Source organism: Laspinema olomoucense D3b, from assembly GCF_025370785.1.
GTDB lineage: Bacteria > Cyanobacteriota > Cyanobacteriia > Cyanobacteriales > Laspinemataceae > Laspinema > Laspinema olomoucense.
In genome coordinates, this window is the sequence record NZ_JAMXFA010000003.1 from 99,491 (window position 1) to 121,747 (window position 22,257).

Genomic DNA, 22,257 nt, shown 5'->3' on the forward strand with positions numbered 1-22,257 from the left:
CGTGAAATCAATTCATTTCATTGAGCGAGAACACGTCAATAAATTAATCCAAGTTTACCCCGACCGAGATGAGTGGGAAACCGGATACTGGGTGGTTAAACGTCAAAAAGCATTTGAGCTAATAGACGGTGAGCTTTATCTGCACCGGGGTCAGAAAGAACCGGCATTTTTCGGGGGGATTATTATCGGCTTTTACTGTTTTGATACCGAAGGAGTCGGGAGGATGAAAGAGAGGATTGTTTTTCGAGTCAAACGAGTGCCTGAGCTTGAGGGAACGGTCACCCCTCAAGAGGGATGGGGAAATGAACAGAAAACTGTTTATTAATTGAGGAAGTTGATCGCTTAGAATTCATCTGGACTCATCAGGACCCCAGTGAATATTAGACCTCTTGCAAGAAAAAAGGATTGATCCCCCCAACCCCCCTTAAAAAAGGGGGGCTTTTTAGAATTTTGCAAGAGGTCTATTCAGCACTTCTTAATCAATCCGTATCGGGAACAAGGTTTAGACCTATCTATGATTTTATGCGGTACTAGCTTGGGCTATTGCTATAATTGATTGAATATCTGAACAGAACTAACCCAGGACCTATTGAGGCCAGTTATGACTTTATCCCCTTCTACCCTACCGCCTTTAAATGGTTTACCCGCTTCCTTACCCCTAGAAGGAGCGGTGCGAATTGAGCTAGAAGCAGGAATTCCCATTTTTAGAGCATCAAATCAAGTTACCTCTCGGATTGCGACTTTATTAGACAAACAACAGGTTGAAGGGTTAAGCGAATTGGAGGAACAGGAGTTAGATGCTTATGAGGAAATTGATGATTATTTAAGTTTTGTAAATCGCACGATTCGCAATCTTTCCCTTCCCAATTCTACCCAGCCATCAATCAACGCTTAAAATGTCTCGTCCTTGGCTTTCTGAACAAATCCAAGCTGAAGTAAGACAGCGTGCTAAGGGACTCTGTGAATATTGTCATGCTTCAGAACAGTGGCAGTATGTTCAATTCACTATCGATCATATTATGCCGGTTGTTGCCGGGGGTTCTAACGACATTGATAATTTAGCCCTGGCTTGCTTTCACTGTAATCGTCGGAAGGGTCGCTCTCAAGCGGCGCTCGATTCTGAATCGGGAGAAACCGTCCAATTGTTTAATCCAAGGTGTGATAGATGGCGCAAACATTTTCGTTGGTCTGAGGATTGTTTGCGTCTGATTGGTACAACTCCCATAGGACGAGCAACCATTGAAGCATTAGCCCTAAATCGAGAGCGGATTTTGGGAATTCGAGCGGCAGATTATGCAGTGGGCCGACATCCCCCCTCAGAAGATATTAGCCCCATCCATCCTAATTAATTACTGTGTGAGATAGATAATTGTACAGCATCATTCTCAACTCCGGCGGAGGTTTAAACCCCCGCCTAGTGTTGCCTTACATTGGGCCAACTTCTCACCGAGTGTTACTCAATTGAGCGGTTCTCACCGTGAGTTCTAGGGTTTGGGGACCCCGTTGAACTGTAAGACGCAGGTCGCGATTGACGCCGCTATTTTCGACGATGCGCTGCAATTGATCAGCGGTGGTGATGGGGGTTCCATCTACAGCAACGATCGCATCCCCAAGGCGCAATCGGGCCGCTTCTGCGGGGGAATCTCGCACCACTCGCATCACTAACACGCCGTTAATTTCCGGGACGATTAAGTTAGAATTCCGGTCCTGATTGTTTTGGCGCGCTAGGTCCGGGGTTAAGGTGACCATCTGAATGCCGATAAAAGGATGAGCAACAGTCTCACCTTTGGCTAATACATCGGTGAGCGCTTTTGCTTTGTTGATGGGAATGGCAAATCCAATCCCTCTGGCATTGGGACGAATGGCGGTGTTAATGCCGATGACTTGGCCGCGATCGTTCAACAGGGGACCGCCAGAGTTGCCAGGATTGATGGCGGCGTCAGTTTGTAGGAAGTCCACTCGTTTATCGGGAATGCCGACTTGGGAGGACGATCGCTCTAATGTGCTAATAATCCCTAATGTGACTGTATTATCTAACCCAAATGGATTACCGACAGCGATCGCCCAATCTCCCACTCGCACTTGTGAGGAATCCCCCAAAGGTGCAACGGGTAATTGTTCTCCGGGGTCATCAATCTTGACCACCGCTAAATCAGTAACCACATCAGTTCCGCGCACTTCCCCCTCGAATGTGCGACCATCTTTTAAAGTCACCGTGACGCGATCGGCATCACTGACTACATGAGCATTCGTGAGAATTAACCCGTCACCGTCGATAATGAACCCTGAGCCCTGACCCCGCAACAGTTCTTCTTGCTGGGGGACTGGCACATCCGGTCCGAAAAACTCTCGAAACAAGGAATCATTAAAAAATGGGTCATCCCGACGGGTGATCGTGCGTTCGGTATCCAGGCGGACCACGGAAGGTCCGACGAGATCAACCGCTGTGGTGACAAAATTGCCTGCGCTTCCCGGGTTCTGTTTGGGTTGGAGGGCCACCGTTACCGGGTTGGCGGGGAGAGAATCCACCGCAGATAAGGAGGTTGCTGCCGCAGAGACAGACCCGAGGGGGTTCAACCAGGCGATCGCACTCCAAATCCCCATTAATAAATAAGTGATAAGGGTTCGCCAATTCGCACAAAATTTAGAAAAAGACATCGTTATTATTTATATCCGTCCGTAGAGTAAGAGCGAAAATCGAGGAGGCGAGGGGTTACCCCATCACCCTCCCCTGATTCCACAGTATAACGAACTCCGCTGCACTCACAATCCTCTGAAGATAGATTACGCAATTCCGGAAAGTTTTGGAGTTAACCCCAAACCCTTGCCAGAAGTCGCTTCCCTATTCCACATCAAACACAAGAAACCGGGGTTTTGCCCTCATTTGTGCCTCTTATCCAGAACTGGGATAAAGAAACCCGGTTTCTAGTCTCTCCTGTACCAACGCGGTCTAATTTTTCAGACTATCAGAAAATTTTCCAAAACCAGTTCCCTTCAAACCCAAGGAATTGTTATCTGATGAAATTTCTGAATAGGAAAAACCGGGCTTCTCTTTTTAAGGAATTGCTAATTCGTGAATATGGGAGCAATCAAACGACGTGATGACCGCTACTTTACGGGAGGTTTAGGGGGTCAAAAACTTTCAAGGTAGACCCCCTAAAATCACTTTAGCCAATGTTCACTTTAACGACCTTGTTTTTCTCCTCTTCTGCTTTGGGCAAATTTAGCTGGAGAATGCCATTTTTGTATTCCGCCTGCACTTCGGTATTTTTGACCCGGGCGGGGAGGGGAATCACCCGGCGGAATTGACCATAGCGAAATTCGCTGCGGGTCATGCCTTGTTGTTCGGTGCGAGTTTGGGAGTGACGTTCTCCACTAATGGCTACAGATTCAGCGGTGACTTGAACGTCGAAGTTCTCGGGTTCCATGCCGGGAATTTCTAGTTTTAAGTGAATAGCATCGCTGGTTTCGGAGATTTCGGCAGGGGGAACGAAGGTTAGTCCGCCGTTTTCAGTTTCTGGGGAGGAAGAAATGGTGTCAAATAAGCGGTTCATTTCCCGTTGTAGTGTGTCAATTTCCCGAAAAGGGGAATAACGAATGAGTGCCATAATAGGTTGCCTCCTCAAGAATTGATGTTAGGGTGAGGTAGGAATCGCTTACCTCTTTCTGGAATTAATATATCTAAGTTAAGGGGAGGGTTAAGTTCGGTTTTGTGTATGGGTTGAGTGTAAATTACCGCACCTGTAGGGAGGCGTAAGGAGGATAACTACAGCAAGTGGTGACGTTGAACATTGAGGATTAACGACAGCAATTCGTGACGTTGCACATGGGGAAGCTGGTAAAATCCTTGGGGGGTAGAGCAGTTTGGCCCGGTTTTAACTGAGTTTGGCGATGAGGTGGGGGTTTGGGCCTCTGTAGGGGCTTGTTTTTGTGGGGGGTCTCCCGGATTGCGGTTTAAACCTGGTGAATACCCCGGCGTTCGGATTCAAGGGAAGAGGCGCTTTTTCCTTGGGGTGAGCGCTTTGCCGATGATTCACTGTTGTTTATTTGGACTGTGGTTTTTGCTTATGTTGAGATTGACTCGCGATCGCCTTTACAAATCCCTGAAATCGCTCAATTTACTGGCGTTGACGCTGACATTGGTCAGTTTACCGTCCCCGGTGAAGGGACAAACCGCACCCCCTGCACCTGCGCGCTTTTGTCAGTCGCTGTTGGAACCGACGATCGCCGGGATTATCAATCGTCCGGAATTGCGGCGAGCAAGATGGGGTATTTTAGTAGAAACTTTAGAGGGGGGAGGCGATCGCACCCTTTATCGTCGCGATTCTGAGCAGTTTTTCATTCCCGCCTCTAATGCCAAATTGCTCACAAGTGCCGCAGCGTTGCATCATCTCGGTCCAGACTTTCGGATTCGCACCTCGGTTTATGGTTCTAATCTGACTGGGGACCGGATCGACTCTGTGCGGATTGTGGGACGAGGAGACCCGACGATTGGGAAAACTCAGCTAGAGGCGATCGCCCAACAACTGCAGCAACAAGGTATCGGTCAAATTGGCGAAATCATCGGGGAAGATGGTTATTTCATCGGTTCTCCCGTCCATCCCAACTGGGAATGGGAAGACGTGCAGGCGGGATACGGTGCACCCGTAAACAGTCTGATTTTTAATCAAAATAGCGTGGATTTTACCTTAACTCCCCAGGGATTAGGACAACCGCTATCCTTGACTTGGGCGAATCCCACGGAACAAACCCGATGGCAAGTTGAAAATCGGTCCCGGACGGTTTCGACGGATGCGCCGGAATTTTTGGAGGTGGGGAGAGAGTTGACGCGACCGATTGTGCGAGTCTCGGGTCAGTTGCACGTGGGGTCACCGGCAGAAGAGGTTTCGATTTCTGTGGTGGAACCGGCACAGAACTTTTTAGGGTATTTCCGCCAAGCGTTGAATGGGGTGGGAATTACCACCGGACGGGAGATAGTGAGTGACCAGTTTAGAAATATGCCGAATCAGCAGGAATTAGCGGCGATCGTCTCACCTCCTTTATCTGAAATGACTGTTGAAGTTTTGCAAAAAAGTAACAATCTTTATACAGAAGTCATGCTGCGATCGCTTGGGGCAAATCCCCAAGGCAAAGGCAACAATCCTTTGCCAGAAGAAACTCGGGAGGCCGGTTTACAAGTGTTGAAAGCCGCTTTAACCGACTTGGGAGTCGATCCGACCAGTTACGATTTAGTCGATGCTTCCGGACTCTCTCGCCGAAACCTAGTCAGTCCCCAATCTTTGGTACAAACCCTGCGAGGGATGGCGGATTCTCCCTATTTTGACATTTACCGGGAAGCGTTACCTTTAGCGGGGGTGAGTGGTACATTGCGGACCCGGTTTCGGAATACCCCGGGGGCACAAACGGTCCGGGCCAAAACGGGTACATTAACGGGGGTATCTGCTTTATCGGGGTATGTTCCCAATTCGGAGTATAATACATTGTTGTTTAGCATTGTCGTTAATCAATCGGATCAATCCTCGGCAATATTGAGAACGGCGATCGATGAAATTGTGGTGTTGTTGACGCGATTGGAACGCTGCTAATTTTCTAGGTCGTTCCATCTCTCCCGGAATTGCCCCCTGCTGCAATAGTTGTAGGGGGTCGAACCGGCCACCTAGGCAAGTTGAAAAGAAAAAAAAATCTACATATTTTTAATAAAAATTAACAATAAATCCCGGATGGGGAGTGGCAATTCCCCAGAGTTTTTAGTTAGGGTTGAATGATCCACAGATTGCGGTTGCCTCAACTCTGACTTGACAAAACAGGGATTAGAAATTACTGTAAACAGAACAACTGGGATAAAATTTCCAGCCTCCCCCTGGAACTCCTCAAAACTTAACACTCTATATCCCCCCAAGCGTAAAAAACCCAGAAAGACAAAGCAGCTAGAGTGAGGGAGTTTGAAGAGGGGTCGGGAGTTCTCCCGGGTCTCAATCAAGGGGACAATTCTGCGCCATCCTGTTTCTTGGAAAATGGAGGAGTGATTTGCTTTTCACCCCTGCAGGAATGATTTAAACTAAACGATATAGCGATATCTATTTGGGGAAAAATTCAGAAGATATAGAGCAGGGGTCAAGCCAAACTCCAGGACCCAAAAGCGCGATCGCCTCGGGAGCAACACCGAGCAATTTGGTCCATGAAACAGCACCGGGGAAATCGCACCGGATCCAGGGGTGAAAGAACTTCTATAGACTAAAGACCCACAGGGATAGAGAGGAAGCGAGGGGAGGCCATCTGCCGAAGAACGCTCCATACTCCCAGGCTGTGATTAACCATCATGATAGACGGAGCTGCAACCACTAGGGTGAATTATGAACCGCATTTTGCTCCTAATCGAGGAACAAGGAACCCGTCACCTGCTCATCCAGCAGTTAGGGGAACATTACCAAGTTGTAACGGTAGAATCAAACTCGGTGGAGAGGGAGGCGGCTGAAGTCCACCGAGGCGGGAATCGCCTAGACTTGTGCATTGGCGATCGCCTAGGGTTGGAGGCTTACCAGGGGTCTTGGGACTCGCACAACCCCGGCCAAGCTCCTGATTTTCCGTTGTTGCTGGTGATTCACCCCGGAGAGTGGGGCATTTTGCAATCCCACCGGGAAGGGGAAGACGGTGCAACCCGGGAGCAAACCCAGGGCATCACGAGATATGACGATGCGATCGCCGCACCGATCCAGCCCGAGGAACTCTTCTGGAGAGTCGAAAAACTCCTGAACACCAGAGTCGGAGTGAGCCATCCAGAACCCTGCACCACCCTGGATGCCCCTCCCCCCGAGCTAGGGGAATCCCTGATCGCCAGCAGTCCCCATTTACAACGACACCTGCAACAACACGATCAACTCTTCCGCGCCTTTGTGGAAGAAATCCGTGACTACGCGATTTTTCTGCTGGATTCAACTGGACGTATTGCCAGTTGGAATCGAGGCGCACAGAGACTGCTGGGATATTCCTCCGCTGAGATTATCGGCAATCACTTCTCCTGTTTTTATCCCGAGGAAGATATTGCCACGGGCAAACCCCAGCAAGAACTACAACTGGTCGCCACCGCTGGACAGTGTGAAGATGAAGGATGGCGCAGGCGACGGAATGGAACGCGGTTTTGGGCCAATATCACCCTCTCGGCATTGCAAGACGCTCAGGGACAATTAGTGGGATTTTCCGTAATTGCCCATGATCTGAGCGATCGCAAAGCCGTAGAAATGGAACTCTGTTCCCTCAACCGCGCCCTCACCACCATCTGGGAATGCAATCAAGCAATGGTCCGTGCACAGGAAGAATCCGAACTACTGCACGAGATCTGCCGGAGCATTGTGGAAACTGGCGGCTATCGACTCGCTTGGGTTGCCTTGTCGCAAGCAGAAGAAGCAGCGCACTCAAGACACCCACGACCCCTGCAACCTGCCGCCTTCGCCGGAGAGGCGCAGGAGTATTTACAACAAATCCAGGCATTCTGGAAACCGAACCCAGAATTTGCAGGCATCACCCGGACCTGCATTCAGACAGGTAAATGTTGCTTAGTGCAAAATATCCAAATCGAACCCAGTTTTGGCCCCTGGCGAGAATTGGCCCTCCACCACGGATTACACTCCACCATTGCCCTCCCTCTGATTAGCAAAGACAAAACCTTTGGTTCCCTGCGGATTTATTCAGGAACCGCCAATGCCTTTGATATTGCCGAAGTGGAACTCTTAGGAGAACTCGCCAATGACCTCGCCTACGGCATCGTCGCCCTGCGCGATCGCGCCGAACGCCAAAGAGCCGAATCCGCCCTCGCCAAAAGCGAGGAGCGTTACCGTCGGTTAGTTGAACTCTCCCCAGAAGCGATTATCGTCCACAGTGGCGGGAAAATCGACTTTATTAACACCGCCGGAGCCAAACTCCTCGGTGCCACCACCCCCGAAGCCTTAGTGGGGTTACCCGTCTTGGATTTCGTGCATCCAGACAAACGGGCCCTGGTGGAGGAAGGAATTAAGCAGATTTTAACCGAACACCATGCTGTTCCCTTTATCGAACAACAGTTTGTGCGCCTCGATGGGACCATCGTGCCGGTGGAGTTAGCCGCCACCCCCATAGGCGAAAAAAATGGCATCTTAAACCTGCTCACCGTGGCTCGGGATTTGAGTGATCGCAAGCGGATCGAGGCCGCCTTACGCGCCAGTGAGGAACTCCACCGGATCACCCTGACCAATATCTCCGAAGCAGTGTTTATCACCGATCGCAATGGGGCGCTGACCTATATCAGTCCCGCAGTGCGCTTCATCTGTGACTATTCCGTAGAAGAAGCCCAACAATGGGGCCACATTAGCCATCTACTCGGCGATCACCTCTTTGAAGAAGACGAACTCGGAAGACTGGGGGAAATTCACAACCTAGAACGGACCATCGTGGATAAAAGGGGTAACTCCAGGACCTTACTGGTGAGCGTCAAACAAGTGGAGATCGAAGGAGGAACCCTGCTTTATACCTGCCGGGATATCACCGAACGCAAACAAGCCGAAGAGGCACTGCGCGAGAGTGAACATCGATTCCGCACCATCTTCGAGGGGGCGGCGATCGGCATGAAAATCACCGATTTAGAAGGACGATTTCTGCAAACCAACCCCGCACTCCAGGGGATGCTGGGCTATACTCACGCTCAGTTATGCGACTTCAGCTTTGATTCGATTACTTATGCCGAGGACCTGCCTATTAGCCGACAACTGTTTCACGAACTGGTCGCCGGTGAGCGCGATCGCTACCAACTGGAAAAACGCTACATCCATGCTCAAGGTCACTGCGTCTGGGTCCGGCTGAGTGTCTCTTCGATTCGAGATACCCAAAACTGCTGGCAATTTGCGATCGGCTTAGTCGAGGATATTACCGAGCGCAAACAAGCGGAAGAAGAACTCCGCCTCTACCGCAACCACCTCGAAGAATTGGTGGCCGATCGCACTGCCGAACTCCAGCGGATCAACGAACGCTTAAGAACCGAAATCTCCCGCCGAGAACAAGCCCAGCAAGCCTTAATCCGCGTCACCCAGGCCGTCGAAAGTACCAGTGATGCGGTCCTAACTATCGATATTACCGGGCAGGCTATCTATCATAACCGCGCCTTTTTAGATCTATTTGAATGCACCGTCGAAGAACTCAACCAGGCCGGTGGACTACCTTCATTATTTGCAGATTCCACCTTGGGTCAAGAAGTTTTTAATCAGATTCACCAGGGGAATAGTTGGAGTTCGGAAGTGCTGATGCGTGGACGAACTCATCGGTCTTTTGTCTTATCCCTCGGGGGCGATCACACTCTAATCAATACCTTTTCAATCTGGTTGCGGGCCGATGCAGTGACCGACGAACACAATCAACGAGTCGGGTCCATCTGTGTCTTAACCGATATTACGGACCGTAAACAGACTGAGGCCGCCTTGCGAGAAAGTGAAGATCAATTGCGAACCTTAATTAATGCTATGCCCGATGCGATCTGTTTTAAAGACGGTCGCGGGGCTTGGCTGGAAGCTAACCAAGCGATGTTGAAACTGTTTGAACTCAAAGACTTGAATTATCAAGGGAAAACAGATGCCGAGATTGCCGCGTTCAACTTGTTTTATCGCGATGCTTTTTTGGAGTGCGATCGCTCCGATGAGGAAGCCTGGAAATATGGGATTCTCTCCCATAAAGAAGAAGTGATTCCTACTCCTGATGGCAGTCAAGTTATTTTAGATACCCTGAAAGTGCCACTGTTTCACAGCGATGGCAGTCGCAAAGGGTTAGTCGTCATTGGTCGGGATGTCACGGAACGCAAACAGGTAGAAGAGGAACGTCTCCGTCTGGCTTCCATTGTGGAGTCTTCCGATGATGCCATTATTGGCAAGACCTTAGATGGGGTAATTTTAAGCTGGAATACGGGCGCGCAGAGAATTTATGGCTATACTGCCGAGGAAGTGAAGGGGCGATCAATTTCAATTTTGATTTTGCCCGATCGCCAAGAGAGCGAGTTACGCCTCTTGGAAGGAATTCGCCAAGGATCGAGCATTGATCATTATGAAACGGTACATTTAAAGAAAGAGGGTTCGCCCATCTATGTGTCCCTGACGATTTCTCCGATTAAAGATGCCGCAGGTCGGATTACCGGGGTTTCCACCATCGCCCGGGATGTGACGGACCTCAAGCGGGTCGAAGATTCCCTAGAACGTCTGCGCCATCAAAATGAGTTGATTTTAAATTCCGCAGGCGAAGGCATCTGCGGCATGGATATTCGAGGCAATACGACCTTTATCAATCCCGCTGCCACGAAGATGTTGGGATATTTGATGGGGGAATTGTTGGGCGCTCCCTTGACGATGATTTTGGGATCAAACTTTCTTCCCCAGGAGGTGGCTGATCCTAGGGATGCCACGGCAGAAGGTTTAGCACCCCCGCTTTATGCGGCGATTTCCGATGGGTCAGTCCATCATGGTACAGCGGTGTTTTGGCGCAAGGATGGCACCAGTTTTCCCGTGGAATATATCACGACCCCAATTCAAGAACAAAATGAAATCAAAGGGGCGGTCCTCACCTTCAAGGATATTACGGAACGTCAGGGGGTGGAACGGATGAAGGATGAATTCATTTCCGTGGTGAGTCATGAACTGCGAACCCCCTTAACTTCGATTCGCGGGTCTTTGGGTCTGCTGGCGAATGGACTGCTGGAGTCCTATCCGGAAAAGGCGGAGCGAATGTTACAAATTGCGGTGTCGAATACCGATCGCTTGGTACGCTTGATTAATGACATTCTGGATTTAGAGCGCATCCAGTCGGGTAAAGTGACGATGGTTGAGCAGTTTTGCAATGCGGCTGATTTGACCATTCAGGCAGCGGATGCCATGCGCACAATGGCGGATAAGGCTGGGGTCACTATCTGCGTTAACCCGATTCCGGTCCAACTGTGGGCAGATCCCGATCGCATTTTTCAGGTCTTGACTAATTTACTCAGTAATGCGCTCAAGTTCTCGCCCGAAGGGGGTAAGGTCTGGTTATCGGCTTCTCTCACTTCGGCAGGGTCTCCCGATTTCCTAGATTCTCAGACTCCGGAAGTGCTGTTTCAGATTAAAGATCAGGGACGGGGGATTCCTGGGGATAAACTAGAGACAATTTTTGAACGCTTCCAACAAGTGGATGCCTCGGATTCTCGCAAGAAGGGAGGGACGGGCTTGGGGTTAGCGATTTGTCGCAGTATTGTCGAACATCACGGTGGGCAAATTTGGGTGGAAAGTGTCGTGGGTGAGGGCAGTTCGTTCTATTTCACCTTGCCGGTGGAACGGCCAAATTCTGACTCAGGGGAGGAAAATTCCGATTTTACGGGGGCCGCTACCCAGGACCTAGGGATTGCGGTAGAATCAGGCGATCGCTGGCAAGAACCGTTGACTCCGGAACCTCCGGGACCCGCCCACTCAGCCCCCCGGGTGAATTCGGCTACCCCGTCGCCGATTGTTGAGGTGAGCGCACCGTTGAAACCGCGATCGTGATTCTCCCCCATCGTTTACCTCCCTCCCTCTGGGTGGGATAGGTAGCAGCTTGGCGGGTTTGGGGGACCCCTGAAGATCCAGAAGTTGCCCGGTTGGTGACCTCTTGCCCGTTAAAATAAAGAAGCTGTTTCTAGCATTGAGGCCAAGGAGCGATCCCCACTTCAGTGATTCCAAATGGAACCCTGTGCGAAGGAGTGATCCTCTTTTGCTCTCGTCCTGGCACAATCGGGTACATTTTCCCTCTATCTTCTGGCGATTCGGATCAATCCTGTCATGGTGTCCATGCATTGTCCCGGTTTTCTCCAACCACTGGAGAAACCGATCTCGGGGAGATGCCTCCCCTGTATCGTTTTTCGTCCCGGTTCGTCCGAATCAGGGCGTCCATTTTTTTCAGGAGGTCTGCGTGAGCTTTAAACGAATTTTGGTTATTGATGATGAAGATGATATCCGGGAAGTGGCTCAACTGAGCCTGGAAATGGTTGGAGGTTGGGAAGTTCTCACCGCCAGTTCCGGTAATGAGGGTCTCCAGGTGGCTGAAGCAAAACAGCCGGATGCAATTCTCCTGGATGTGATGATGCCGGATATGGATGGCCCTGCTACTTTTAAAAAGCTCCAGGCTAATCCCTCAACTCAACAAATTCCGGTAATTTTGCTCACCGCCAAAGTGCTTTATGCCGATCAACGCCGCTTTTCTGAACTGGGGGTCAACTCGGTGATTGCCAAGCCTTTTGAACCCATGAATCTAGCTGCTCAGGTGGCTTCGGCTCTTGGTTGGGAGTCCTAATCTCCCCTATCCCTCCTTGATTCACAACTTCTTTATGATTATTTTTTAAAATGTGTCCCGATTAGCGGTTCGCAAGCTCTTTTTTGCGTACAATCACCTTCATAAGTATAGATCCACATATCGCGGAGCGCCTTGATGAAAATAGCAGAAACGATTGAAGAAGCTTTTACTTCTTATTTGGAAAAGCTGGGAATTGCTTGGTGGATTGAAATCGTTACCGCAGAACCAACTTGTACTTACTACTTTGGTCCCTTTATGAGTGCCAAAGAAGCGGAGTGCTATAAAGGGGGCTACCTTGAGGATCTCGAAAGTGAAGGGGCTCAGGGGTTTGCTGTTTATATTCACCGCTGTCAGCCGACTGAACTCACCATCGCCAATGACCTGGAATTTGATTAATTGGCCGTTTTAATCACCTTCAGCTCAAAGAGTTTTCACCCCCAACCCCAGGCGAATAATCAGGGCAGGGGGAATTTTTTGTAACCTTCATTCCACCTATCGGAAAATTAATTGTTTCCCCTGATATTGTTTACCCTGATACTGTCTCTCTTAACATACTTAGGAGCGCCCCTGTTGCCGGACGTTTTCGCCTCGGGTCAGCTTATTGTTTAATCGCCAAACTAGCTTGAAAAGATGTAAAAATCAAAAGGGATTGAGACCTGGAGACCTTCGGGAGTACGATAGCGATCGCCCGGATCCTGCTATTGCCCAAGATGGGGACAGTCCTTCTTTTAACCCTCAGTTCCTCGGTCCGGCGATCGCATTGTTTCTGCAACCCAAGTTTCGCCATTTCCCCGAAAACCCCATCGTAGCCCTCCCATTTTTCCCTTTGATCCCCTTCCCCTGATTCCTCCCTATAAAACCGCCTCCCACCCTTTTTCTATAAGGACGAGAAGAAGACATATTAGGACCACCCCCACTGCAAAATTAAGCCTACCTTAGACCGCCTGATCAAGAAGGGTCAAGTGATCCCCGAAGCTCTGCTTTACCCGAACTTAACCCCCCCTCTCAAATTTTCCCGCTTAATTATGGGGACATTGAATCATCCTTTAGGTAGATTTAAAATCCCCTCTATTTATCAATATTTGGGAATCGACACAAGGGACAGTGGATGCGTATAAAAGACCGAGCGGGGATCCCTAATACAAACGGTTATCCTTCATTCTTAGGCCATACTCGGCGATCCCTCTTAGAGAGTTGCCGAGTTTCTCTGACCTCTAACGGCGAAAAAAGGGAAAAAAAGACCCGAACTCTCCCGGAAAATCCTCAGTTGAAAAAAAAATAAAAAAATATCGATTTTTCGGGTTATCTTCACGCTATCTTCACATTCTTGCTTTAACTTCAATCATAGAGCTGAATTCAGCTCGGACTGTCCTAACAATAAGTTCCAGGAGTCCCTAGCCATGCCTGCCGCCTACCTAACCCTCTTAACCATTTCTTTTGGATCCGTCTGGATTTACTTACGAGCTTCTGGTGATGTTCCGTTTGTACTAGCAGCTTTAACAGCGGTGGTCTGCTTTATTTGGGGGTTCGCTGTGGCACCTTGGCTAGTGCAGCTATTAATTATCGGACTCGTCCTCAGTTTAGATAAATTTTACCTCTCTAAAGCAGGCCGTCTGGGTTGAAATTAACCCCAGCCAGCCTGGGACTTTCTTCCGTAGAATCACGGAGGATTTTAAAACAGCACATTTCTCTTTACAAGTTTCTACTTACTCTTCTTCTATTCTCAAACAGGTTTAAAATCATGAACAATTGCCCTTGCTGCTCTAGTGCTCTACTCCGCCACGCTCGTCAAAGTGGTGTTTATTGGTTCTGTCCCCATTGCTGGCAAGAAATGCCTGATCTGGCGGCAATGGTGGTACAACCTCGTCAGCGCGTACAGCAGCTAGAACGTTTAATTGATCTTTCGACGATTTCCTCTCGCTCATCGAGACAATCCCAACGTGAGGTTCGCAGCATTGCTTAAGGCAACCGATACACTATTAATGATTTACCTGGGTTAGAAAAAATTTATGCTGTGGAGAGACACGCCGTATCAGATATTGCGAGCGTGTCTCCTGCATTCTGTATATATCTTCTGTAATGTTTCCCGGTAGGCGATCGCCCCGGGGCGTTATAGCATGGTTTCGGGATAGCGCAATTCAAACCCCGCCCGTTTTAGTTTCTGATTCGAGACCCGAGCATGATAGGGGCGCAGAGAAGGGAGGGATGGATCCCAGGTAATCGCCTCAACTCCATGTTGCTGGCAGAGGCGATCGAGCAGTTCGCGCATCGGCAGGGGAACATCATTCACCAGATTGTAAATACCCTGGCAACGCTGACGACAGACAAAGATAATTGCTTCTACAATGTCCTCTAAATGAATCCAGTTACTCCATTCGTCCCCACTGCCCGGACGTGTCGTTCCCGCAAAGCGACTCAAAATTCTCACCAGTTCTCGATTGGGTCCATAAATTCCCCCCAACCGCAGAATACAGACATTCAGGCGATCGCTTTGAGCGGATAACAATACCTGTTCCGCGCCATCGATAATTTGGCTATTCTCATTGACGGGTTTAACTGGAGTGGTTTCATCCACCCATGCTCCCTGTTGATCCCCATAAACCGAATAGCTACTGGTATAAATGAGCTGCTGGACTCGGGGTGCTTCCCTTAACACCGGCACCAAGGTGTTTGCCGTATCCAAATAGGTTTCTCGATAGAGGTTACTCTGGTGAGCACCCACCGTTAAGAGAATGATATCTTGGTTTTGGACCAGGGATGCCAGTGCTTCCGAGTCATTCCCCTGGAGCACTACCACCTGTTGCGCCACCTGTTCCAGTTCCTCTATGCGATCGCGCCGAGTTGTTGTAGCGGTTATACTATGTCCAAACTCCCGCCATCGGCGTGCTACTGCTGTCCCCACATAACCACAGCCGATAATTCCAATATTTAATCCCATCGGTACTCCTGCTAATCTGGCCTTAATATTCTCCCTAATTTTGCTATCCTTTTAACGGTTTCACATCAATCCTGGGTAACTCGAATCCCAGTATAAATACTTCATCCCCTGTGGGGTTCCCCGGAACGAATCCATCTCTTTCTTATCCCCCCCACCGGATATTAGTGCTCTAGCTATCATAGAGATATTGTAATTCTCGGTTCAACAGAGCCGTTTAAGTCTATGACCGTTAAAAAACAGTTTGCCAGTTTTGAAGAAATGCTCACCGCTTCAGAAGTACCTGTGCTGGTGGATTTTTACGCCGCTTGGTGCGGTCCCTGTCAAATGATGGGTCCCGTATTGGAGGAAGTAAATACTCGCTTAAAAAATCGGATTCAAGTCGTTAAAATTGATACGGAGAAATACCAGGATCTCGCAACCGAGCATCGAATCTACGCCTTGCCGACCTTAGTTCTATTTAAACAGGGAAAACCTGTTCAGCGATTTGAGGGCTTTGTGAGCGCAGAACACCTGATTCCCAAACTAGAATCCTTGCTGTAAGGGAATCTGGAGGCGGTCAATTTGACAGGAATCTCCATCCTTTGTACGGGTGGTTTGGAACCCTGAGAGGGTGAGGGGGTAGCCACTGGAGGCGGGATGGGATATCCTAAGCGGGAGTACCGATATACTGAAGCCATGCCTGATGAATACACCCAGTCACGCGATCGTCAATCTCGCTGTGTTCAGTCAGTTTTCCTTACCCCAAGCGAATCTGGCGATCGCGGTGGGTGCAATTCTTCCGGACCTCCCCATATTTTTGTTTTATGGTTGGGCTAAATTCATCAGAAAACTGCCGGAACGTCAAATTTGGAGTGAGGGTTATTGGCAACCGGGGTTACAAAATTGGGTGGCTTTATTTCATTCGATTCCTGTGGCAATTTTTGCAGCAATTTTGGCTAATTCTTGCGGTTGGGAAACGGGTAAATTTATCTTTATGAGTATGGTGTTTCATTCCTTGGGAGACTTGCCGGTTCATCATGATGATGCACATCGGCACTTTTTTCCCTTCAGCGATTATCGCCTGATTAGTCCGATTTCCTATTGGGATCCGCAGCATTATGGGAGAATTGTGGCCGGGGTGGAAGTGGTGGCGGTGTGGGTGGCAACGGCAGTGAGTTTTCCCGGGGTCGCTTCTTCTATGGGAAAAGGAGTAATGGTGGCGATCGCCGGATTATCTGCGATCGCCTATTTCTATATTTACGCTCGTCCTCAGTGGTTTAAATCCTCTTTCTAAATCCACCTCAATCCTCCCCCGAGTCCCGGATTAGGGGAAAGGTTAGTTGCGGCGAATGGTAAAACAGCACCAATCTTTGCGCCGCCAGAGGGTGGCAACCACCCAGCCATATTGTTCCAGAGTATCAGCGACGGGTTTAGCTTGGTCTAATAAAACCCCGCTAATAATCCCCCAAGTGCTTGCTTGAGAAATGGCATCCATTTGGGGAATTAAATCAATAATCACTTCAGCAAGGATATTACAAACAATCCCATCAACGGGTTGCTCACTGAGTTGTTTAATAATATCAATGCTGCCCACTTCCGCTTGTAAAATCGACTCATCAATCTGATTTAATTCCCGATTGCGCCGAGTCGATTTCACCGCTAGAGGGTCGGTATCCACTGCATAAACCTGCTTGGCACCGAGTAAAATTGCCCCAATAGATAAAATACCTGAACCACAACCAATATCAGCGATCGTTGCGTGAGTTTCTTCGTATCCGAGGCGCATTTCCAGTGCCTCTAAACAGAGTTGGGTGGTGGGATGAGCGCCGGTACCGAAAGCAACACCAGGGTCCAATTGTAAGACTAGGCGATCGGTTTCAGGAATGGGCAGCCATGCGGGGTTAACCACAAAGCGATCGCCAATTTCTTCGGGATGCCAGTGTTGCTTCCAACTACTTGACCAATCCTCCTCCTCAATCAGATTCCACTGGACTGCAGGAATCGGCAGATTCACACACAGCGCATCTTGACGAAAGAGCAGAGACAGGGCCGCCAAATCCAATAAATGCGCCCGTTCCTGGGGGAGATAGGCTGAAATCAAACAGGAATGGCCTTTCATCTCACTGGCAGTACCGCGACAGCCAAAAGTTTCCACTCGTAAGAAGATCAAATCTTCTAACGCCGGATCGCAGAGCACTTGTATTTCCCACCAGTTGTTAGCCATAGCCTGTGAGTTCAGAGTCCTGATTTGCGGTTGCGTTCTTGTATTGTGATTCAGAGCAGATGATTGGCCAGCGATCGCACAGTGTCAGGGTCAAACCCTTGCAGAAATCAACGGGTCCCGGGTTCTATCCCCAACAGAATCCCCCTTCAATTTCGCCGATCGCGATTCAAACCACATCTTTGATCCAGTCAGCGATCGAGCCAACCCTGACACCGGGGACCTAAAACCCCTCTTCTGCCTTCAGGAAACTTTTCCTCCTATAACATTACCGTATAGGCATCCCGAATACCTGGAACCTTCATAATTTCCGCTAAAATCCCTTCAGGCAGGGGATCATCCAGGCTCAACACCATCACCGCATCACCGCGCACGATTTTGCGACCTACCTGCATACTGGCAATATTGACATTAAAACTGCCCAACAAAGAGCCAATTTTGCCAATAATTCCCGGCATATCCCGGTGGCGAGTAAACAACATATGGTGAGTCGGGGGGACGTTAATCGGAAACTCATCGATATCCGTAATCCGAATTTCCCCATCCCCTAACAAAGCACCCGTTACCGAGTGGTCTCCCAGTGCACCCTTCGCCTCTAGGTGCAGAGAACCCGTGTAGTCACGAATGGAACCATCCCGAGTTTCAATAATCCGAATGCCTCGTTCTTTCGCTTCAATGCTGGCATTCACATAATTCACCCGTTCCCGTAATGCTTGGGAGAGTAACCCTTTAAGTGCCGCCACCACAATCGGTTGACTGTTGTTATCCGCCAACTCGCCTTGCAGACGCACATTCAGCAACTCCACTCGACCCCCAGCCAACTGACCCACCAAATTGCCCAGGTTTTCAGCCAGTTGCAGATAGGGACGGAGTTTTTCCAAAGCATCGGGGTACAAACCGGGGATATTCACCGCCGATCGCGCCGGTAACCCCAGAAGAACATCTCTAATTTGTTCCGCAACATCGATCGCCACATTGATTTGAGCTTCTGCCGTAGAGGCCCCTAAGTGCGGCGTCAGAATCGCTTGTTTCCCCAGACTCCGCAAGGGAGAATCCGCTTCTAAGGGTTCATTCTCGTAAACATCCAGGGCCGCCCCTCCAATTCGTCCCTCTTTCAATGCCTCAGCTAAAGCCGCTTCATCAATAATTCCACCTCTAGCGCAGTTGATAATCCGCACCGTCGGTTTCATCTTAGCGAGGGCTTCAGCATTAATCAGATTAGCCGTTTCTGGGGTTTTCGGAATATGCAGCGTGATGTAGTCCGATTCCCGGAATAGTAAATCCATATCGACTAAGCGGCATCCGAGATGATCCGCCCGTTCGATGGAAATAAAGGGATCATAAGCAAGTAACTTCATCCCCATCGCTTTCGCCGCTGCCGCAACATGGGAGCCAATTTTACCTAATCCCACAATGCCGAGGGTCTTTTTATAGACCTCTGCACCCACATAGCTTTTGCGGTCCCATGTGCCATTTTTAACCGAGTGGTTGGCATCGGGAATGTAGCGAGAAAGGGACAGCATCATCGCGAGGGCGTGTTCTGCAGCAGCAATGGTGTTTCCTTCTGGGGAGTTCACCACTACGATCCCTTTACGGGTTGCAGAGGGAACATCAACGTTATCCACACCGACTCCGGCACGACCAATAATTTTAAGTTGGTTACCGGCTTCGATAATTTCTTGGGTGACGCGGGTCCCCGAACGAATCATCAGGGCGTCATATTCGGGGATAATCTGAACTAATTCTTCGTTGGATAGCCCTGTTTTCACGTCAACTTGGGCAACTTGGGAGAGGATATCCAGTCCAGCTTGGTCTATGGGATCGGAGACAAGAACCTTGGGCATGGTCAGCGTTTAGGTGGCAACAAACAACAGCAGTCTCCTCTTACCGGGGAGCTTCGGGCGGCAACGGGTCTGGGTGGGTCCGATGGAGGTAGCGATTCTCGTTGCGAGACGCTTCGCGATTCTCGTTGCGAGACGCTTCGCGATTCTCGTTGCGAGACGCTTCGCGATCGCAGTGCAATCTCCCTCTCGTCGGTCTACCGGGCAGACTTGTTGCAGTAGGTCATTTTAACTGGAAAGGGTCGGCTATAGCTCAATGACCTAAAAATTTTAAGGTTTCAGGGACTGGAATGTTTGTTGTGCTTTCCCGACGCCAACGGGTTTCTTTCCTCGGTCCTGCTGGATCCCGGCCTCAGTCGTTTACCTCTGACCGGCCTTCGGACCCAACTCGATCTAAAATGAACCGAGAGAGGGTTCCCCCGCCTAGGCAGTCGGATCCCCTCAATCCGTCCTTAAAGCCGTATATTAACCCCATAGATTTCCTCCATGAACTATCTTGTTGCTGTTGTATCAGACCGGATTCAGGCAGAAACCGCTTACTCTGTCCTCGAAAAAGAAGGCTTTCCCCTCAACCAAGTCTCTATTTTGGGTAGGGGTTATAAAAGTGCGGATGAATATGGCTTGATCGACCCCAACGAACAAGCAATTAAACAAAGTAAATTGATGGCAACTTGGCTAATTCCCTTTGGTTTTGTTGCCGGAATGATCTTTAGTGTCATTTCTGGTTTGCAAACCTTTAGTTGGGCCGGGGAAATTGGCAATCATGTCGTAGGGGGATTCTGTGGTGCCGTTGCTGGTGCAATGGGGAGCTTTTTTGTGGGAGGCGGTGCCGGAGTTGCCTTCGGCAGTGGTGATGCCTTACCCTATCGCAATCGCCTCAATCAAGGCAAATATCTCATTGTCGTTAACGGTTCTCCCCGGGCAATTAATCAAGCCAGTTTGATTTTGCGTAAGCTCGATTTGGAAGGGTTACAAAGCTACTTAGAAGAGTAATAATAGGGTTAGGTTTTAGGACTTATTAAATACGGAAATCGAGAAAGGACTGAATTTGTTGCTCCAAACGAAAAACTCCAAATTTAGTAGGGTTTTCAGGGTTTGATATCACGAATTCAGCCATTTCTGATCTGCTGATCTGCACAAGGTAGTTTTAAGCCACCCAGTCGCCATCCTTTTCTCCAAAGGTCAAGTGAGCAATCAAGCCGACTCGTTGTAAGGCGAGTTCTAAGGCTTGATTAATGGGAAATCGATCGCTACCAAGAGAGGGATCAATATTCGCCACTTCGGTTGCAACTTCGCCAAAGTTGGGTGCACTCATCCCCTCGGCGATCGCCTCTTTTGCCCGTTCTACTTGTTCCGGAATCGTCTGCTTTTGCCGGATACAGGCAGCCAATTCCGGAACCCCCAACTTATTCTTCACCGTCGCGAAGGCGAACAATCGGCACAGGGTGGGTCGCCAGGTATAAACACTACAGCGTCCATTCCCCGGAACCAAAGGATCTGGGCGATAACAGAGACAAGGTTCAGACCCATTCAGAGTAGAAAGACGTTCTAAATAAGCTGCTGCTTCTCCAGTCCGCCATAACTCTAGGGCCAGGGGCATCATTTCTAGGATTGTGGCCTCTACTTCCGGATTATCACAGCATTTGCCGCATCCCGGTGGACAGTGCAATCCACTTGCTGCTTGAAATGCTGCGGTTTCAGTCTCAATGCGCTCATATAACGCGACTATCTGTGGGATGACTTCACGGTTCATACATTTTAAAAACTGCAATCCCAGTTAAGGGGAGAAAAAGAGCCATCTCTAATATTTAGCTCAGGTGGGACAAGATTGGGTGAACTGGAGGGAGAATCTTTTTATACCCTACGGGTTCAAGGTTGAGGTGCATGAGCCCAAGTGGAGGAGATGACGATCGCAAACCCCTCACTCCGGATGAGCGATCGCAATACTGCCCTTTTCCGGTAAACCTGGGAGTTCAAACGATAAAATAAATCCTAGTGTTAAAGAAAGAATTAGTAAACGAATGCTGCCAAGGGAAGAACTATTAAAAGCTGTTGAAAATCGTGAGCAAATGGCTCATATCCTTGATCTGGCCGATCGCGCAATTAAAACCTGGGAAGTGGCGGTGACGGATTTTCTTTCGCCGATCGAACTGATGGAAACCCAGACGGCGTTCAATCGCCTGACAGAGGTTCATTTGATAGCATTCGGGGGATATCCCCAGGCGGAACGACAACGGGTGGCGATCGCCCGCATCGATTTGCCTTTAGATGCGACCACTGTACCCTTAGCCGCGTTAGAAATTGCCGGTAACTTTTTGTTTGATTCCGCTAGTCACCGGGACTTTCTGGGGTCTATCTTGGGTACTGGCATTGTTCGCGAAAAAGTCGGGGATATTATTGTCCTGGGGGAACGGGGTGCACAGGCGATCGTCTCCCCAGATCTAGTGGAATTTTTGGAGATGAGTTTAACTCAGGTGCGATCGGTCCCGGTGAAAACCCAGCGCATCGAGTTGGGGGAGTTGAAAATTCGCGAGCCCAAAAAGAAAGAGTTAACCACCGTGGAGGCATCCATGCGCTTAGATGCGATCGCCTCTGCTGGATTCGGGATGTCTCGCAGCAAAATGGCTGATTTAATTAATAGTGGGGATGTCCGCGTTAACTGGAAAGATATCTCTCAAACCAGTTACCAACTTAAACCCAACGATTTAATCGCCATTCGCGGGAAAGGACGCCTGGAAGTTGGAGAAGTTCAAGTTACCAAAAAAGAACGCTATCGGATTCAGCTTACCCGGTATTTGTAAGAAGTTCAGGCGGTTAGGGAGAGGGAGTTGACTCGGTGTCCGGCACTATTGAAGACTCCACTCTCCAACATTTTGGATCCACCCAAAGGGAAAGATCCCTTTCTCCCTGTTCCTCACGCATTAAAAAAATAATAATTTAGAGATGCAAGGAATTTTTTGGGTTAATCTCTT

21 protein-coding genes are annotated in these 22,257 nt (G+C 49.3%); 14 read left to right on the forward strand and 7 right to left on the reverse strand.

Features of this window, described 5'->3' with window-relative positions; genetic code table 11:
• Position 1 precedes the first annotated feature (1 nt).
• The 3 genes from NG792_RS02770 (at position 2) to NG792_RS02780 (ending at position 1,349) form a co-directional block, all read left to right on the forward strand.
• Positions 2-325 (forward strand): hypothetical protein, encoded by a 324-nt coding sequence (locus NG792_RS02770; protein WP_261234431.1) that lies wholly within the window; start codon positions 2-4, stop codon positions 323-325.
• 276 nt (positions 326-601) lie between these two features.
• Positions 602-895: a hypothetical protein gene (locus NG792_RS02775; protein WP_261234432.1), complete on the forward strand. Its 294-nt coding sequence runs from the start codon at positions 602-604 to the stop codon at positions 893-895.
• 1 nt (position 896) lies between these two features.
• Positions 897-1,349, forward strand: coding sequence for an HNH endonuclease (locus tag NG792_RS02780; RefSeq protein WP_261234433.1), 453 nt, complete (start codon positions 897-899; stop codon positions 1,347-1,349).
• 94 nt (positions 1,350-1,443) lie between these two features.
• Here NG792_RS02780 and NG792_RS02785 read toward each other — a convergent pair whose 3' ends face one another.
• Together NG792_RS02785 and NG792_RS02790 are read right to left on the reverse strand one after the other, a co-directional pair.
• Positions 1,444-2,658: an HhoA/HhoB/HtrA family serine endopeptidase gene (locus tag NG792_RS02785; RefSeq protein WP_261234434.1), complete on the reverse strand. Its 1,215-nt coding sequence runs from the start codon at positions 2,656-2,658 to the stop codon at positions 1,444-1,446.
• A gap of 509 nt (positions 2,659-3,167) precedes the next feature.
• Positions 3,168-3,608, reverse strand: coding sequence for an Hsp20/alpha crystallin family protein (locus tag NG792_RS02790; protein WP_261200037.1), 441 nt, complete (start codon positions 3,606-3,608; stop codon positions 3,168-3,170).
• A gap of 459 nt (positions 3,609-4,067) precedes the next feature.
• Between NG792_RS02790 and dacB the strand changes: the two genes are divergently transcribed.
• From dacB to NG792_RS02825, 7 genes are all read left to right on the forward strand, one after another.
• Entirely contained in the window at positions 4,068-5,585 is a 1,518-nt protein-coding gene (gene dacB, locus NG792_RS02795; protein ID WP_261234435.1) for a D-alanyl-D-alanine carboxypeptidase/D-alanyl-D-alanine endopeptidase, read from the forward strand.
• Positions 5,586-6,353: 768 nt separating this feature from the next.
• Complete coding sequence (locus NG792_RS02800; RefSeq protein ID WP_261234436.1) at positions 6,354-11,522, forward strand: PAS domain S-box protein; 5,169 nt, start codon at positions 6,354-6,356, stop codon at positions 11,520-11,522.
• Between the two features lie 403 nt (positions 11,523-11,925).
• Positions 11,926-12,306 (forward strand): response regulator, encoded by a 381-nt coding sequence (locus NG792_RS02805; RefSeq protein ID WP_015151125.1) that lies wholly within the window; start codon positions 11,926-11,928, stop codon positions 12,304-12,306.
• Between the two features lie 135 nt (positions 12,307-12,441).
• The gene (locus tag NG792_RS02810; RefSeq protein WP_261200034.1) at positions 12,442-12,702 is read left to right on the forward strand and encodes a DUF1816 domain-containing protein; all 261 of its coding nucleotides are present in this window, start codon (positions 12,442-12,444) and stop codon (positions 12,700-12,702) included.
• Between the two features lie 253 nt (positions 12,703-12,955).
• Positions 12,956-13,150 (forward strand): hypothetical protein, encoded by a 195-nt coding sequence (locus tag NG792_RS02815; RefSeq protein ID WP_261234437.1) that lies wholly within the window; start codon positions 12,956-12,958, stop codon positions 13,148-13,150.
• A gap of 556 nt (positions 13,151-13,706) precedes the next feature.
• Positions 13,707-13,928, forward strand: coding sequence for a hypothetical protein (locus NG792_RS02820; protein ID WP_261200032.1), 222 nt, complete (start codon positions 13,707-13,709; stop codon positions 13,926-13,928).
• Between the two features lie 119 nt (positions 13,929-14,047).
• Positions 14,048-14,269, forward strand: a complete 222-nt coding sequence (locus NG792_RS02825) for a hypothetical protein (protein ID WP_261200031.1) — start codon at positions 14,048-14,050, stop codon at positions 14,267-14,269.
• Positions 14,270-14,416: 147 nt separating this feature from the next.
• Here the strand turns inward: NG792_RS02825 and NG792_RS02830 are convergent, their stop codons facing one another.
• Positions 14,417-15,244 carry an SDR family oxidoreductase gene (locus NG792_RS02830; RefSeq protein ID WP_261200030.1) on the reverse strand — a complete coding sequence of 276 codons (828 nt, stop codon included), beginning with the start codon at positions 15,242-15,244 and terminating at the stop codon, positions 14,417-14,419.
• Positions 15,245-15,466: 222 nt separating this feature from the next.
• Between NG792_RS02830 and trxA the strand changes: the two genes are divergently transcribed.
• Both trxA and NG792_RS02840 read left to right on the forward strand, forming a co-directional pair.
• Positions 15,467-15,784, forward strand: coding sequence for a thioredoxin (gene trxA / locus NG792_RS02835; protein ID WP_261200029.1), 318 nt, complete (start codon positions 15,467-15,469; stop codon positions 15,782-15,784).
• 142 nt (positions 15,785-15,926) lie between these two features.
• Positions 15,927-16,517 carry a hypothetical protein gene (locus NG792_RS02840; protein WP_261200028.1) on the forward strand — a complete coding sequence of 197 codons (591 nt, stop codon included), beginning with the start codon at positions 15,927-15,929 and terminating at the stop codon, positions 16,515-16,517.
• A 42-nt stretch (positions 16,518-16,559) separates the two neighbouring features.
• Here the strand turns inward: NG792_RS02840 and prmA are convergent, their stop codons facing one another.
• The 3 genes from prmA to NG792_RS02855 all read right to left on the reverse strand — a co-directional run bounded on the left by prmA (position 16,560) and on the right by NG792_RS02855 (position 19,466).
• Positions 16,560-17,447: a 50S ribosomal protein L11 methyltransferase gene (gene prmA / locus NG792_RS02845; protein ID WP_261200027.1), complete on the reverse strand. Its 888-nt coding sequence runs from the start codon at positions 17,445-17,447 to the stop codon at positions 16,560-16,562.
• A 257-nt stretch (positions 17,448-17,704) separates the two neighbouring features.
• Positions 17,705-19,288 carry a phosphoglycerate dehydrogenase gene (serA, locus tag NG792_RS02850; RefSeq protein ID WP_261200026.1) on the reverse strand — a complete coding sequence of 528 codons (1,584 nt, stop codon included), beginning with the start codon at positions 19,286-19,288 and terminating at the stop codon, positions 17,705-17,707.
• 40 nt (positions 19,289-19,328) lie between these two features.
• A complete protein-coding gene (locus NG792_RS02855) occupies positions 19,329-19,466 on the reverse strand; it encodes a hypothetical protein (RefSeq protein ID WP_261200025.1) in 138 nt (45 codons plus the stop codon).
• Between the two features lie 305 nt (positions 19,467-19,771).
• Here NG792_RS02855 and NG792_RS02860 point away from each other — a divergent pair, with 305 nt between their 5' ends.
• Entirely contained in the window at positions 19,772-20,278 is a 507-nt protein-coding gene (locus tag NG792_RS02860) for a hypothetical protein (protein ID WP_261200024.1), read from the forward strand.
• 154 nt (positions 20,279-20,432) lie between these two features.
• On the opposite strand, the gene NG792_RS02865 is transcribed toward NG792_RS02860, so the two are convergent.
• A complete protein-coding gene (locus tag NG792_RS02865; protein WP_261200023.1) occupies positions 20,433-21,038 on the reverse strand; it encodes a YkgJ family cysteine cluster protein in 606 nt (201 codons plus the stop codon).
• A 268-nt stretch (positions 21,039-21,306) separates the two neighbouring features.
• Here NG792_RS02865 and NG792_RS02870 point away from each other — a divergent pair, with 268 nt between their 5' ends.
• Positions 21,307-22,086 (forward strand): photosystem II electron transport protein, Sll1252 family, encoded by a 780-nt coding sequence (locus NG792_RS02870; RefSeq protein ID WP_261234438.1) that lies wholly within the window; start codon positions 21,307-21,309, stop codon positions 22,084-22,086.
• The last annotated feature ends 171 nt before the right edge of the window (positions 22,087-22,257 follow it).

Excerpts from the sequence above, each read along its gene's own strand:
- NG792_RS02775 (WP_261234432.1), top strand. The coding sequence starts at position 602 with ATGACTTTATCCCCTTCTACCCTACCGCCTTTAAATGGTTTACCCGCT.
- NG792_RS02780 (WP_261234433.1), top strand. The coding sequence starts at position 897 with ATGTCTCGTCCTTGGCTTTCTGAACAAATCCAAGCTGAAGTAAGACAG.
- NG792_RS02785 (WP_261234434.1), bottom strand. The coding sequence starts at position 2,658 with ATGTCTTTTTCTAAATTTTGTGCGAATTGGCGAACCCTTATCACTTAT.
- NG792_RS02790 (WP_261200037.1), bottom strand. The coding sequence starts at position 3,608 with ATGGCACTCATTCGTTATTCCCCTTTTCGGGAAATTGACACACTACAA.
- dacB (WP_261234435.1), top strand. The coding sequence starts at position 4,068 with ATGTTGAGATTGACTCGCGATCGCCTTTACAAATCCCTGAAATCGCTC.
- NG792_RS02800 (WP_261234436.1), top strand. The coding sequence starts at position 6,354 with ATGAACCGCATTTTGCTCCTAATCGAGGAACAAGGAACCCGTCACCTG.
- NG792_RS02810 (WP_261200034.1), top strand. The coding sequence starts at position 12,442 with ATGAAAATAGCAGAAACGATTGAAGAAGCTTTTACTTCTTATTTGGAA.
- NG792_RS02820 (WP_261200032.1), top strand. The coding sequence starts at position 13,707 with ATGCCTGCCGCCTACCTAACCCTCTTAACCATTTCTTTTGGATCCGTC.
- NG792_RS02825 (WP_261200031.1), top strand. The coding sequence starts at position 14,048 with ATGAACAATTGCCCTTGCTGCTCTAGTGCTCTACTCCGCCACGCTCGT.
- NG792_RS02830 (WP_261200030.1), bottom strand. The coding sequence starts at position 15,244 with ATGGGATTAAATATTGGAATTATCGGCTGTGGTTATGTGGGGACAGCA.
- trxA (WP_261200029.1), top strand. The coding sequence starts at position 15,467 with ATGACCGTTAAAAAACAGTTTGCCAGTTTTGAAGAAATGCTCACCGCT.
- NG792_RS02840 (WP_261200028.1), top strand. The coding sequence starts at position 15,927 with ATGAATACACCCAGTCACGCGATCGTCAATCTCGCTGTGTTCAGTCAG.
- prmA (WP_261200027.1), bottom strand. The coding sequence starts at position 17,447 with ATGGCTAACAACTGGTGGGAAATACAAGTGCTCTGCGATCCGGCGTTA.
- serA (WP_261200026.1), bottom strand. The coding sequence starts at position 19,288 with ATGCCCAAGGTTCTTGTCTCCGATCCCATAGACCAAGCTGGACTGGAT.
- NG792_RS02860 (WP_261200024.1), top strand. The coding sequence starts at position 19,772 with ATGAACTATCTTGTTGCTGTTGTATCAGACCGGATTCAGGCAGAAACC.
- NG792_RS02865 (WP_261200023.1), bottom strand. The coding sequence starts at position 21,038 with ATGAACCGTGAAGTCATCCCACAGATAGTCGCGTTATATGAGCGCATT.
- NG792_RS02870 (WP_261234438.1), top strand. The coding sequence starts at position 21,307 with ATGCTGCCAAGGGAAGAACTATTAAAAGCTGTTGAAAATCGTGAGCAA.